Source organism: Mesorhizobium sp. M0715 (assembly GCF_040320355.1).
Classification (GTDB): domain Bacteria; phylum Pseudomonadota; class Alphaproteobacteria; order Rhizobiales; family Rhizobiaceae; genus Mesorhizobium.
Map to the genome: position 1 here is coordinate 90,729 of NZ_JAMYPL010000011.1, position 12,100 is coordinate 102,828.

At 62.6% G+C, this 12,100-nt stretch carries 13 protein-coding genes; 2 read left to right on the forward strand and 11 right to left on the reverse strand.

Translation table 11 applies throughout. The annotated features are described in order from the left end of the window. Window positions 1–242 precede the first annotated feature (242 nt). Window positions 243–653, forward strand: a complete 411-nt coding sequence (locus NKI21_RS15725; protein ID WP_352441175.1) for a carboxymuconolactone decarboxylase family protein — start codon at window positions 243–245, stop codon at window positions 651–653. A 181-nt stretch (window positions 654–834) separates the two neighbouring features. Continuing rightward, window positions 835–1,764 (forward strand): hypothetical protein, encoded by a 930-nt coding sequence (locus NKI21_RS15730; RefSeq protein ID WP_352866229.1) that lies wholly within the window; start codon window positions 835–837, stop codon window positions 1,762–1,764. 45 nt (window positions 1,765–1,809) lie between these two features. Here NKI21_RS15730 and NKI21_RS15735 read toward each other — a convergent pair whose 3' ends face one another. The 11 genes from NKI21_RS15735 to NKI21_RS15785 form a co-directional block, all read right to left on the reverse strand. After that, window positions 1,810–2,697, reverse strand: a complete 888-nt coding sequence (locus NKI21_RS15735; protein WP_352441173.1) for an amidohydrolase family protein — start codon at window positions 2,695–2,697, stop codon at window positions 1,810–1,812. Continuing rightward, the gene (locus NKI21_RS15740) at window positions 2,697–3,833 is read right to left on the reverse strand and encodes a vWA domain-containing protein (RefSeq protein ID WP_352441172.1); all 1,137 of its coding nucleotides are present in this window, start codon (window positions 3,831–3,833) and stop codon (window positions 2,697–2,699) included. The genes NKI21_RS15735 and NKI21_RS15740 overlap by 1 nt, the downstream gene beginning before the upstream one ends. Window positions 3,834–4,053: 220 nt before the next feature. Next, complete coding sequence (locus NKI21_RS15745; RefSeq protein ID WP_127295448.1) at window positions 4,054–4,935, reverse strand: AAA family ATPase; 882 nt, start codon at window positions 4,933–4,935, stop codon at window positions 4,054–4,056. An 8-nt stretch (window positions 4,936–4,943) separates the two neighbouring features. After that, entirely contained in the window at window positions 4,944–5,948 is a 1,005-nt protein-coding gene (locus NKI21_RS15750; RefSeq protein ID WP_127295450.1) for a xanthine dehydrogenase family protein molybdopterin-binding subunit, read from the reverse strand. Window position 5,949: 1 nt separating this feature from the next. Beyond that, window positions 5,950–7,317, reverse strand: a complete 1,368-nt coding sequence (locus tag NKI21_RS15755) for a xanthine dehydrogenase family protein molybdopterin-binding subunit (RefSeq protein ID WP_127295452.1) — start codon at window positions 7,315–7,317, stop codon at window positions 5,950–5,952. A 13-nt stretch (window positions 7,318–7,330) separates the two neighbouring features. Continuing rightward, window positions 7,331–7,813 (reverse strand): (2Fe-2S)-binding protein, encoded by a 483-nt coding sequence (locus NKI21_RS15760; protein ID WP_127295454.1) that lies wholly within the window; start codon window positions 7,811–7,813, stop codon window positions 7,331–7,333. Between the two features lie 60 nt (window positions 7,814–7,873). After that, window positions 7,874–8,668 carry an FAD binding domain-containing protein gene (locus NKI21_RS15765; RefSeq protein WP_127295456.1) on the reverse strand — a complete coding sequence of 265 codons (795 nt, stop codon included), beginning with the start codon at window positions 8,666–8,668 and terminating at the stop codon, window positions 7,874–7,876. 13 nt (window positions 8,669–8,681) lie between these two features. Continuing rightward, on the reverse strand, window positions 8,682–9,125 hold the full coding sequence (locus NKI21_RS15770; RefSeq protein WP_127295458.1) for an SRPBCC family protein: 444 nt from the start codon (window positions 9,123–9,125) through the stop codon (window positions 8,682–8,684). A gap of 130 nt (window positions 9,126–9,255) precedes the next feature. Further along, on the reverse strand, window positions 9,256–10,083 hold the full coding sequence (locus NKI21_RS15775; protein ID WP_127266791.1) for an AraC family transcriptional regulator: 828 nt from the start codon (window positions 10,081–10,083) through the stop codon (window positions 9,256–9,258). A 174-nt stretch (window positions 10,084–10,257) separates the two neighbouring features. Next, on the reverse strand, window positions 10,258–11,025 hold the full coding sequence (locus NKI21_RS15780; protein WP_023813246.1) for an SDR family oxidoreductase: 768 nt from the start codon (window positions 11,023–11,025) through the stop codon (window positions 10,258–10,260). A gap of 66 nt (window positions 11,026–11,091) precedes the next feature. Beyond that, window positions 11,092–12,090, reverse strand: a complete 999-nt coding sequence (locus NKI21_RS15785; RefSeq protein WP_023813245.1) for an ABC transporter permease — start codon at window positions 12,088–12,090, stop codon at window positions 11,092–11,094. Window positions 12,091–12,100: the final 10 nt, after the last annotated feature.

A 12,100-nucleotide genomic window follows, 5' to 3' on the forward strand; every position in this document is an offset into this window, starting at 1 on the left:
CGCTGCTGCGGTGCAGAATTCTGCTCCGCTGCACTCTTCGGCTAAGGTCACGGAATGGATCCCAGGGTCTCCGCGACGGCGCTTCGCGCCTGCTTCGCCCGTGGATGACGAAGTTTAGGTGCCTCGGCTAATCTTCAACGCTATTGCGGGCAAAAACTGAGTCAAAGAAGCTGGTTAGCCGCCTTTGCTCGAAACTTGATTCAACGAACCAGTTCATCGATCGAAGCGAAAGGACCACCACCATGGCCACCACAAGACTCCTGACCGATGCCGAGGTCGAAAAGATCCCCGCCGTAAAAGCCGTGTTCGACGACATCCGTGCGACGCGCAAATCCGATTTCGTCAACAATTTCTGGCGCGGTCTGGCCAATGATCCTCCTTCGCTGAAGCGGATCTGGGAACAGTTGAAGGTGGTGATGGTGGCCGACAGCGCCATCGATCCGCTGACAAAGGAGATGATCTACATCGCTGTCTCGACCGCCAATGGCTGCTCTTACTGCGTCCACTCGCACACGGCGGCGGCCCGCGCCAAAGGCATGACCGATGCGCAGCATGGCGAGCTGGTGTCGATCATCGGATTGGCTGGGCAGACCAACCATCTGGTGACGGCGATGCAGATCCCGGTCGATCCACAGTTTGAGGTGAAGGGTTGAGCGATTGTACTGCCAGTTCAATGCAATTCGTGTTGACGAAAGGGGAGCAGCGTGTGCAATAAGCTTTCTGGGGTGAATTTAGGGCGGTGTTTTCTATTGAATGTCTAGCGGCTTTCGGAGCACATCCCATTCAATTGTAACGGCAATATTCGCCCTTACACTGGCATTCTTGATTGTCGCCATGATCTGGAGCATCGCGCTAAATACCGCCCGCGATCAGGTCCAAGCCGAGGACAATGCCAGCTATTCCGACGAATTGACTCGACAGCGGATAGAACACGACTGCGCGAACAGTCAGGGAACTACCCCGACCGAGTGTGTAGGTCAGATGGTAGCGGCTTTCCGCGCGGAGCAGCGCAGCGAGCAGGACTTGGCAGCCCAACGCGGTATGGAACGATGGGCGTTTTGGATGCTTGTCGTTTCGCTTGTCGGCATCGCTCTTACTTCTATGGGTATTTTCTTCGTGAAGTTTACTTTAGATGAGGCGCGGAAGACTACCCGGGCAGCCTTCGATAGCGCCGATCATGCGCGTGCTTCAGTCGATCAAGCTAAAGAAACTAACCGTATTGCCGTCGAGAGCGCCAATATCGAACAACGTCCTTGGTTATCTCTCGCTGTCGAGCTCACCGATGGAGTTCAATTTGGTAACGGCGGCGCGATGTTTATGGTTGCAGTAGCTGCAACGAACTACGGGAAAACACCGGCCATAGAAGTCTGGATGCAGCCGACAATAGTTCGCTTTGTTGATATTACTGACAAAAATAGACTGAGCGAGTACCGCGACTCCCTCGTCACTCAGCGACAAACCGGCAACGTTAGTCCTGCCGTTGTTTTCCCAGGTAGGCCCTTCGGACAGCGCTGGGGTTGTCTACTCGAACAGGAGGAAATTAGTTCATTTACATCTATTAACAACAACACGCTTATACCTGTATTGCTAGCAGGTGTGGTATATAAGTCTATTTATTCAGATGAATGGTATTCTACAACTGTGTTATTCGATGTATTTGAGAAGCAAGAAGGTTCCGGCCCTCGAGCGATTTCTCCAAGCAGGGGGAGCTTGACCAACAGCCAAGTCATTCTCTCGCCGAGAGGTAGTGGCATAGTTGCGTAGTATCATCATTTTCTACCCCCCTGTCAGGAGAGATGGAGCCCCCCTTCACACCGGCCGGTAAACCTTCTCCGCCGTGTTCCAGAAGATGTCCGCCTCCGCCGCCGCGCCATGGTTGGCCACCGCATTGCGGTGCGCCTTGATCAGCTCCGCGTGGCTGGTCCATAGCTTCTCGATCGGGAAGTTCGAGCCGAACATCAAATGGTCGGCACCCAGGATCTCGATCGTGTTGTCGACGATGTAGGCGATCAGCGCCGGGTCGTTGCGGTGGACGAAGGTGCCGAGGCCGGAGAGCTTGGCATAGAGATTGGGTGCGGCCGACAGCGTGCGCAGGCCGGTCTTCCAGGCTTCGGTGGTTTCCGGCTCCATGCCGGTTAGCATGCCGGCGTGGGTGAGGATGAAATTCGTTTCGGGGTTTTCGCCGACCAGCGTCAGGCCGTCCTTCATCTGAGCAGGGAAAAGCTGCAGATCGAAGGACAGGTCATAGTCCTTCAGGCGCGCTACATTCGCTCGCACCTTGCGGTCGATGACCTGATCGGCCGAGGCGGCGAAACGGAAGGCCGGCGTTTCGTGCCAGTGCAGTTGCATGCGCACGCCGCGCAGCAGCTTGTATTTCATCAGCCGATCGATCTGGGGCCTGATATCGTCGACGGTCATGTCGGTGTAGCCGACGATGGCATGCGGCCAGCCGGTTTCGTCGGATGTCTTCTGCAGGAAGGCGACTTCCTTCTCGAAATCCTCCTTGGCCCAGTTGGTCTGGACATAGACGGCCTTCTCGACGCCCGACCCCTTGTGGTCTTCGAGAAACTCCTCGATCGGATAGTCGCGGCGGATCGACTCGTAGGGACCAAAAATACGCGGCACCATCGGCCCGACCAGCCAGGGCTGGTCCTTTTGGCGCCAGATGTGGAAATGCGCGTCGATGGCTTTCTGCATCACGAAACCCTCTTCCAGATTGTCGCCGCCGCTGAAGCAGGGCGGGCGAGCGACAGGATGAAATCGGTGAGGCTTTTCACCGACGAGCCGTCGACGAGGTCGTCCAGTACCGGCAGGATGGCACGAAGTGCAGCCGTTGCCGGCCGGAAGCGCGGGTCGCCGGCTAGCGGTGTGGCCAGCGACAGCCGGAAAGCGCGGGCGCTCAGCCGTCGCATAGCTGTCTCCAACTCGCCATGATCGCCGCGCTCCAGCGCGTCGGACAGGATCACGACCGTGGCACCGCGTGCAAACGACGAGAAGCGCGGCACCGATAGGAAGGCGAGCAGCGTCGGTCCCATGCGGGTGCCGCCGTCCCAATCGTCGACCTGGGCCGCGGCGCGCGCCAGCGCCTGGCCGCGGTCGCGGATGCGCAATGCCCCGGTGACGCGGGTCAGCCGCGTGCCGAAGGTGAAGATTTCGGCGCGGTCGGCACCTTGCACGGCCGCATGTGCCAGCTTGAGATAGTCCGCGGTGTGCAGCTTCATCGAGCCGGAAACGTCGATCAAGAGCAGCAGCTTGCGCGGCACGGTCTGGCGGCGGCGCAGCAGCGGCGAGGGGACGTCGCCATCGGCACTGACGATTTCCCTGAGCGACCGGCGCAGATCGAGCTTTCCGCGCGAGTGGGTGCGTACGGTGCGGAAGGAACGGCGGGCGGGCAGGGCGGATGCGAGCTTGCGGCGGAAAGCGGCAAGGCCGTCATCGTCACGCTGGAAGGCGCGGCTGCTCAACTGCTCCAGTGCCGAGGACAGCTCGCCGCCCTCTTGGGTTTGTTCGGCTTCGATCCGTTCGTCGTCGGCGCCGCCATCATCCTTGATGCGGGTTTCCTCGTCGGCGTCGCCTTCCACCACGGCGGATGTGTTGCCATAAAAGTGGCTCTGGAAATGCGCTTCGAATTCGTCGTGGCGGTCGGGCGGCGGCGCCAGCGTCGCGAGCGCCGCCTCGCGGATGTCTGCCATCGAGCGCGGCCCGAGCAATGTCACGGCCTGCATGAAGCTGGAGACCTGCTCGGGCGCTATGGCGAAGCCGTAGCGGCGCAGCAGCCGACCGAAGCTGAGCAAGGGCGCTGCCGCGCGGGGTAAGCTTGTTTCCCGCATCATTGCGTGGCGCCCCCCTCTGTCCTGCCGGACATCTCCCCCGCAAGGGGGGAGATCAGCAGCTTCGATGCTTCGCTCCGTTCTGCGACGCTGGAGATTGTCGAAAGCCGGAATGACAGCCAATCTCCCCCCTTGAGGGGGAGATGTCCGGCAGGACAGAAGGGGGTGCTGTCCCGCCAGCGTTGCGGAATGAACGGGGAGAACGTGCCGTTGAGGTCTCGGCTCACGCCAGCGCCTCCTCGACAATCCGGCCAAGCTCGGGCTCGATGTAGGAGAGATCCTCCTCGTCCTTGATCAGCACGCCGATGGCGCGGCGGAAGGCTTCCGGCCACGGGCTGCCGCCTTTTTCCAGGATGGTCGCGGCGTTGGCCCATTCGACCGCCTCGGCAATGCCGGGCGGCTTGGCGAGCGGGCGGGCGCGAATGGTCTGCACGGCCGCCGCCACCGCGCGTGCGGTGGCTTGCGCTACATCGCCGGCGCGCAGCATGATGATGGCGGCCTCGCGCTCGGCGTCGGGATAGCCGATCCAGTGGTATACGCAGCGGCGGCGCAGTGCTTCGGCCAGTTCCCGGGTGCGGTTCGAGGTCAGGATGACGATCGGCTGTGCCGTGGCGCGGATGGTGCCGCGCTCGGGAATGCTGATCTGGAAGTCGGAGAGGAATTCCAAAAGCAGCGCTTCGAATTCGTGGTCCGAGCGGTCGATCTCGTCGACCAGCAGCACGCGCTGCTCGGGCGCCTTCAGCACCTGCAGCAGCGGCCGGGCGATCAGGAAACGGTCGTCGTAGATGTCGATCTCATGCTCGCCGGCATGGCGGATGGCGAGCAGTTGGCGCTGGTAGTTCCATTCGTAGAGCGCATGCGCGGCATCGATGCCTTCATAGCATTGCAGCCGCACCAGATCACGGCCGAGCAGCGCGGCGATCGCCTTCGCCGCCTCCGTCTTGCCTACGCCCGGCGCGCCTTCGAGCAGCAGCGGCTTGCCCAGCCGGATTGCCAGGAAGATCGCGGTCGAAAGGCTCTCGTCGGCAAGGTAGCGCGAGGCGGCCAGGTGCTGCGCCACCGCCTCCGGCGAGGTCGCGACAGTCTCGGCGCTTGTCCCTGTCATTCCAGCCCTCAATTCGCCGTTTGCGCCTTCAGCGCGCGCAGGATGCGCTCCGGCGTGATCGGCAGAGTGTCGATGCGCACGCCGACGGCGTCGAAGACGGCATTGGCGACGGCCGGGATCTGCGGGTTGGCGCACATTTCGCCCGGCCCCTTGGCGCCGTATGGTCCGTCCGCCGAAGGCCGCTCCAGAACGATGATCTCGGTCTCGGCGAGATCGCCGGGGCCGGGCATCAGATACTGGTTGAAGTCGGTGCCGCCATGGTCGCGGTTGGGATAATAGGGCTCGGTTGTCTCATAGAGCGCATGGCTGATGCCCATCCAGGAGCCGCCAACCAGCTGCTGTTCGACCATCTTTGGGTTCAGCGCGCGGCCGATCTCGAAGACGTTCTTCACCGTCAGCACGGTAACCTCGCCGGTCTCGTCGTCGACCTCGACCTCGGCCACCGTGCAGGCATGGGCATAACAGGTCGACGGCTTCATCGCGCCGGTTTCCTTCTCGGGATAGGAGCGCGGGATCAGGAACATGCCGCGGCCGGAGATCGAGCGGCCACGCTTGAAATGCGCCGACAGCGCGACATCGAAGATCGAGATCGACTTTTGCGGTGCGCCTTTGACCAGGATGTTGCCCTGTCCATCGGTCTCGAGGTCGGAGGCGTTGACCTCCAACTCCTCGGCGGCCACTTCCAGCATCACCTGGCGCGCTTCCCTTGCCGCCTGGATGACGGCGTTGCCGGCGCGGTGGGTGCCGCGCGAGGCGAATGTGCCCATGCAGTGCGGGCCGGTGTCGGTGTCGGCGGTGTCGACGACGACACGGTCGGTCGGCACGCCGATCGTCTCGGCGCAGATCTGCGCCATGATCTGCTTCATGCCCTGACCGAGATCGACGCTGGAAAGCGTCACCATGAAATTGCCGGTCGGCGTCGAATGCACCAGCGCCTGCGTCGGGTCGCCGCCGAGGTTCATGCCGGTGGGATAGTTGATCGCGGCAACGCCGCGTCCACGCCTGATCGCCATCTCAAGCTCCCTTCACGTAAGACGACATGGCCATGTATTTCTCCGCCACCGGCCAGTTGGCTGCGCGCGAGGCTTCCTGCATGCATTCGATCAGCGCCGCGCCCTCGGTCGGCTGGCGATGCGCCTTCATGTCGCCGTCGCGATAGGCGTTGATGAAGCGGAATTCGAGCGGATCCATGCCGATCAGCCGCGCCAGTTTGTCCATCTGCACCTCCAGCGCGAAGTCGCCGATGGTGACGCCGAAGCCGCGCATGGCGGAGGAGGGCGTGCGGTTGGTGTAGACGCAGTAGGTGTCGATCCAGACGTTTGGGATGGTGTAGGGGCCGGGATAGTGCCCCGCGCCCTTCTGCGCGCCATAGGGCGAGTGGCGCGAATAGGCGCCGGCGTCGGTATAGCCGGTGACCTTGCGCGCGACGATGCGGCCGTCCTTCATGACGCCGTCCTTGATGACGACCTTTTCGGCCGCTCGCGGCGACGAGATCTGCATCTCCTCCTCGCGGCTGTAGATAAAACAGACTGGTCGTCCTGTTAATTTTGCGCCGAGGATGGCGATGGGCTCGACGATGACGTCGACCTTGCCGCCAAAACCGCCGCCGACGGTGCCGCCGACGAAATGCAGTTTGCTGCCCGGCATCTGCAGGATGATCGAGGTGTTGTCGAGCGTGAAGAACATCGCCTGCGTGTTGGTGTAGCAGGTGAAGCGGTCATTGCCCTCGGGTGCCACCACGCAGCCGGTGGTCTCGGTCGGCGCGTGCTCGATCGGCGAGGACTGGTAGCTCTCCTCCAGGATGTGGTCGGCGCCGGCGAAGCCCGCCTCGACATCGCCGAAGCGCACCTTGCGGCACTCGCCGCTGTCATAGAGGTAATAATTCTGGCCGTGATATTCGTTGACCAGGGGCGCGCCGGGCTTCAGCGCCTCTTCCATGTCGAAGACGGCCGGCAGCACCTCATAGTCGACCTTGACCTTGGCTGCGGCCTCCTGCGCGGCACGCTCGGTTTCGGCCAGCACGGCCACCACGGCCTCGCCCTTCCAGCGCACCTTGCCGTCGGCAAGCACCGTCTCGTCCTCCGGCCCGACCTGGATCAGGATCAGGATGGTGTAGACATTGTGCGGCACGTCCTTGGCGGTCAGAATCTTCACCACGCCCGGATGCTTTTCCGCTTCCGAGGTGTCGATCGAGCGGATGCGGGCATGGTGATGCGGGCTGCGCACCATCTTCAGGTGCAGCATGCCAGGGAAATTGCGGTCGGCGAAAAAGGCGGTCTTGCCGGTGACATGGCCTGGCGAATCCGAGCGCGGCCGGGGCTGGCCGATCTCGTTCAGATCGTCCTTGCGGATATCAGTGAAGTAGTTCTTGCGCAGTTCCATTGCTTTGGACCCCTCAGGCCGCGTTCTGCGAATTGGCGCGGGCGGCGGTCAGCACCGCCTGGATGATCGGCTCGTAACCGGTGCAGCGGCAGATGTTTCCCGACAGCGCCTCGACCACCTCGTCGCGGCTGGGGTTGGGTGTGTGGTCGAGCAGCACCTTTGCCGCCATGATCATGCCCGGCGTGCAGAAGCCGCATTGCGTGGCGAACGTGTCGAGGAAGGCGCGCTGCAGCGGGTGCAGCACGCCAGCTTCCGAAAGTCCCGATGTCGTGCTGATGACGGCGCCATCGCAGGTCTCGGCCAAGGTCAGGCAGGAGAGCCTGAGTTCGCCGTCTATGATGACCGAACAGGCGCCGCAGGTCCCTTGATGGCAGCCGCCTTTCGGTGAGGTGTCGCCGATCTTGTCGCGCAGGGCCTGAAGCAGCGTCGTGCCGCTGTCGATGAATTCGGCCTTTTCCGAGCCGTTGAGCGTGAATTGAACCGGAACCTTTGCCATGTTTTCCTCCCAGCGCGCCTGCCCGAACCGGCGGACAGACGCGCGCCCCCGAACGAAATATTATGCGAGCAGCAACCGGCCGAGATGAACCGGCAAGACTTCGGCGCGATACCAGGCGCTGGCGATCGGGTCGGTGATGGGCGAGGTGCCATCACCGGCCGCGGCCAAGGCCGGCGCGATGCCGTCAGCGGTCAGCTTTCGGCCGATCAGCGCTTTTTCCGCCGCCCTGGCGCGCATTGGCCGATCCGCCATGCAGCCGAGCGCGATCCGCGCCGAGGTCACGGTGCCATCCGACGACAGTTCCAGAGCACCGGCTATGCTGAGCACCGAGACGCCCTTGGGCTTGACCCTCGACACTTTCAGGAAGCGGAAACTGTCGGCCTTCGGAAGCGTGAAGCTCACGGAAGTGACGACGGCACGGCTGCCGTCCCGATTGGCCAGAAAAGTCTCGATAGGCGTTTCGCCGCCATCGGTGCCGACCATGGCATCGAGCGCCAGCAGGGCAACAGCGAAATCGCCATAGGGGGCCGGGGCAAAAAGATTGCCGCCGACGGTCGCCATGTTGCGGATGGCCGGGCCACCGACGGCGCGGGCGGCCTTGGCGAGCGTGCCGAGCTCCGGATGGCCGGCGATCGCCGCCATCGTCACCGAAGCGCCGACACGGGCTTTTCCACCGGCAACGGCGATGGTGGACAAAGACGGCTCGGTCGACCTGACAAGGCCGGAAACCGAGACATCGCCCTCATTGGCCGCGCGGACGACCAGCGTGCCGCCGCCGAGATAGCGTGTGCCCTGGGCTTTCAGTGCCGCGTTCGCGTCTTTCACCGTTGCAAAGGTCTGCAGTGCCAGCGCCATGGTTTGGCTCCTGTCAGCTCTGGCCGGCGAAATGGCTTTTCAGAGCGTTGAAGCCGCCCTGAAAGACATTGGCGCCCATGCCCTCGGCCAGCTTGTCTGCCTCCTCGGGCGCGGCGTCGAAGCTGGCGGTCCATTCGGCGTAGGTGCGGTCGCCATCGGTCACGCGCCGCAACTGCAGCGTCGCCTTGTGATTGGTCAGCGGCTGCGGCGTCTCCAGGATGGAGTAGCTGACGAGGAAATTCTGATCGGAAAAATCGAGCAGCTTTTCGCGCAGGCGGGGGCCGCTGGCGAGCTGGAAATTGCGCACGCAGCCGATCGTGGTGGCATCCTTGCCGTCTTCAATGTGGCTTTCCACCATGCGCGGATGCCAGCCCGGCAGCCCGTTGAAGTCGCGTATGCGCGCCCAGACCTTTTCGACCGGCGCGTCGATGACGCTGGATATGGTGACTTTGGCCATTCAAATGTTCCCTTGCAAAAGCGATCCGGTGCAAGGGTAGGGCGGCCATTTCAGCGACGCTTATCAATGCGTCTTGAGCGTGTATCAAGGAGTCTGAAAAACAGTCGACCTTGACTAAACGAGGACAGGTTCAGGCAATCGCCCGCGCGGCCTCGCGGTAGAGCGTCGGCGGCACGCCGACATGGTCGCGGAAAAAGCGCGAGAAATTGCCCTGCGTGGTGAAGCCGAGATTGCAGGCGACCGAGATCAGCGGCTCCCGCGACCATTGCAGCTGCCGCACCGCTTCCTCCATGCGCAGCGTATTCCAGTAGACATTGGGCGTCAGATTGGTCTGTTCCTTGAACAAAGCGAAGAAATGCGGTCGCGACAGGCCGACGCTGCGCGCCACGTCGTCGAAGCAGATGCGCTCGCAGACATTGGCCTTCATCAGCTGGATTGCCTTGCGGACACGGAAATCCTGCATGGTGTTGATGCGGACACGGGCCTCCTGCGGCGCCGAGGCGTCGGCGGCGTCGAGCACGCTATCGATGAAACGCTCGATCTCGTAGTTGGCGATATCGTCGACGCTCTCATTGTCGCTGAGGTGGTCGAGCAGATTGGCGGCGGCCTGATGCAGCCACGGTTCCAGCGTGATCGCGGCTTGTGAGAACAGCGGCGCAGACGAAGGCAGGTCGCGGCGGCGCCGCGCCCAGTCGGGATCGATGTAGAAGGCGAGAAACAGACCGGGCGTCCCGTTTTGCGACAGAACATGGCTGTGCGGCTGGAAGGAGTTGATGCCGGCGGCCGTTCCAGGTCCAAGCCGGACGGTCTCGCGGCCGATGGTCATTTCGCCGGCCGTACCTTCCAGCCAGATGATCAGATGGGCCTCGACATGGGCATGAGTGACGAAGTCGCTTGCGACATTCAGGATAGAAACATGTCCGAACCGGCCCCAGTAGAGCCTGATCGCTTCCGTCATGGTATATCCTCCCGCAGACGACTGGCCTCCCTTCGCCTGCAACAGGGATTGTGCGGCGGAGTTCGGGGCCGCGTCAAGACGCGCGGGGGCGGCGAGGGCCAATGACGGCCGATGCGGCCGGATTTTCAGACTGAGCGATAGGTTTCCTCTTCTCCCACAAGGGAAGAACGCCCTTCAAACCGAAGCCGTCATGCCGCCATCGACATACAGCGTATGGCCGTTGACGAAAGACGATGCGTCGGAGGCAAGGAACACGGCGGCGCCGATCAACTCGTCGACATTGCCCCAGCGCCCGGCGGGCGTGCGCTTTTCCAGCCAGGCGGAAAATTCCGGATTGTCGACCAGCGCCTGGTTCATCTCGGTGCGGAAATAGCCGGGTGCGATCGCATTGATCTGCAGGCCGTATCTCGCCCAGTCGGCGCACATACCCCTTGTCAGGTTGCGGATCGCGCCTTTGGTCGCGGTGTATGGTGCGATGTTCGGCCTTGCCAGCTCGCTCTGCACCGAGCCGATGTTGATGATCTTGCCCTTGCCGCGCGGGATCATGTGGCGGGCGACCGCCTTGCCGACATGGAAGGCGCCCGACACATTGGTCTTGAACAGGCGCTCCCACTGCTCCTCGGGAAAGTCCTCGAGCGGAGCGCGGAACTGCACGCCGGCATTGTTGATGAGGATGTCGATGGCGCCGATCTCGGCCTCGATGCGGGCAATGTCCGCGTTGACCGCCTGAAAATCGGTGACGTCGAATACCGAGGCGTGCGCCTTGAAGCCGACATCGCGCAGCTTTTCGACGGCGCTGTCGATCCTGGCGGTGTCGCGACCGTTCAGCACTATGCTTGCACCGTGTCCGGCGAGGCCCCGAGCCAGCGCAAAGCCGATGCCTTGACCGGAGCCAGTCACCAGCGCCACCCGCCCCTCGAGGCTGAACAGGGAGTTGGCCATCAAACAGTCTTTTGTTTGACCATGATCTTGCCTGAAAACCGGTTTCCACTTTTCGGGATCATGGTTCTAGTCGCTGCGGCGGAAATTGCGGATGCGGTCGAACAGCACCGCCAGCAGGATGGCGCCGCCGATGAACACACCTTGCCAGAAGGCATTGATGCCGAGCAGACCGAGACTGTTGCGGATCACCTCGATCAGGGCCGCACCGACGATGGCGCCAAAGGCGGTGCCGACGCCGCCAGCCAGATTGGCGCCGCCAATGACGGTTGCGGCGATCACCTGCAGCTCCATGCCGGTGCCGAGATTGGTGGTGACGGCACCCAGCCAGCCGGTCTGGATGATGCCGGCAATGCCGGCCGACAGCGCCGAGATCATGTAGACGGCAACCTTGATCTGGCGCACCGGAACGCCGGTCAGCGTTGCCGCGTGCTCGTTGCCGCCAATGGCGAAGATGTGGCGGCCGAACTTCGTCCAACGCAGGATAAAGCCGGTGATCAGCGCCAGAAGGATCATGTAAAGCACCGGATTGGCGATGCCGAACACCCAGGCGCCGCCGCCCAATGACAGAAGCTTGGCGTGGTCCGGCCCGAACTGGAAGACGACCGTGTTGTTGGAGGCGACCATGGCTAGGCTGCGGGCGATCGACAGCATGCCGAGCGTCACCACAAAGGGTGGAAAGCCGAGATAGGCGATCAGCACGCCGTTGAAGGCGCCAATGGCGAGCGCGGTGGCGATCGAGGCCAGGATGCCGACCTCGATCGAGTAGCCGGCATGCATCGTGACGGCCAAAATCATCGACGACAGGCACAGCACCGAGCCGACCGAGAGGTCGATGCCGCCGGTGATGATGACGAAGGTCATGCCGAGCGCGATAATGGCGACGAAGGTGATGTTGCGGGTGATGTTGTAGAGGTTCTTCGACGTGGCAAACGCGTCGGTGGCAAACGACAGGAACACGCAGGCGAGGATAACGGCGATCACCACCCAGAAGGTCTGGCTGGCAAACACTCTTGCCGGCAGGGATTGCTGCTTGTGTTCGATCGGCTGGTCAATTGTCAGTGCCATCGTCGACCTT

What these genes read in the sequence shown, in the direction of transcription:
- NKI21_RS15730 (WP_352866229.1), top strand. Translation starts at nt 835, where the DNA reads ATGATCTGGAGCATCGCGCTAAATACCGCCCGCGATCAGGTCCAAGCC.
- NKI21_RS15760 (WP_127295454.1), bottom strand. Translation starts at nt 7,813, where the DNA reads ATGGCAAAGGTTCCGGTTCAATTCACGCTCAACGGCTCGGAAAAGGCC.
- NKI21_RS15750 (WP_127295450.1), bottom strand. Translation starts at nt 5,948, where the DNA reads ATGGCGATCAGGCGTGGACGCGGCGTTGCCGCGATCAACTATCCCACC.
- NKI21_RS15775 (WP_127266791.1), bottom strand. Translation starts at nt 10,083, where the DNA reads ATGACGGAAGCGATCAGGCTCTACTGGGGCCGGTTCGGACATGTTTCT.
- NKI21_RS15780 (WP_023813246.1), bottom strand. Translation starts at nt 11,025, where the DNA reads ATGGCCAACTCCCTGTTCAGCCTCGAGGGGCGGGTGGCGCTGGTGACT.
- NKI21_RS15725 (WP_352441175.1), top strand. Translation starts at nt 243, where the DNA reads ATGGCCACCACAAGACTCCTGACCGATGCCGAGGTCGAAAAGATCCCC.
- NKI21_RS15785 (WP_023813245.1), bottom strand. Translation starts at nt 12,090, where the DNA reads ATGGCACTGACAATTGACCAGCCGATCGAACACAAGCAGCAATCCCTG.
- NKI21_RS15770 (WP_127295458.1), bottom strand. Translation starts at nt 9,125, where the DNA reads ATGGCCAAAGTCACCATATCCAGCGTCATCGACGCGCCGGTCGAAAAG.
- NKI21_RS15765 (WP_127295456.1), bottom strand. Translation starts at nt 8,668, where the DNA reads ATGGCGCTGGCACTGCAGACCTTTGCAACGGTGAAAGACGCGAACGCG.
- NKI21_RS15735 (WP_352441173.1), bottom strand. Translation starts at nt 2,697, where the DNA reads ATGCAGAAAGCCATCGACGCGCATTTCCACATCTGGCGCCAAAAGGAC.
- NKI21_RS15740 (WP_352441172.1), bottom strand. Translation starts at nt 3,833, where the DNA reads ATGATGCGGGAAACAAGCTTACCCCGCGCGGCAGCGCCCTTGCTCAGC.
- NKI21_RS15745 (WP_127295448.1), bottom strand. Translation starts at nt 4,935, where the DNA reads ATGACAGGGACAAGCGCCGAGACTGTCGCGACCTCGCCGGAGGCGGTG.
- NKI21_RS15755 (WP_127295452.1), bottom strand. Translation starts at nt 7,317, where the DNA reads ATGGAACTGCGCAAGAACTACTTCACTGATATCCGCAAGGACGATCTG.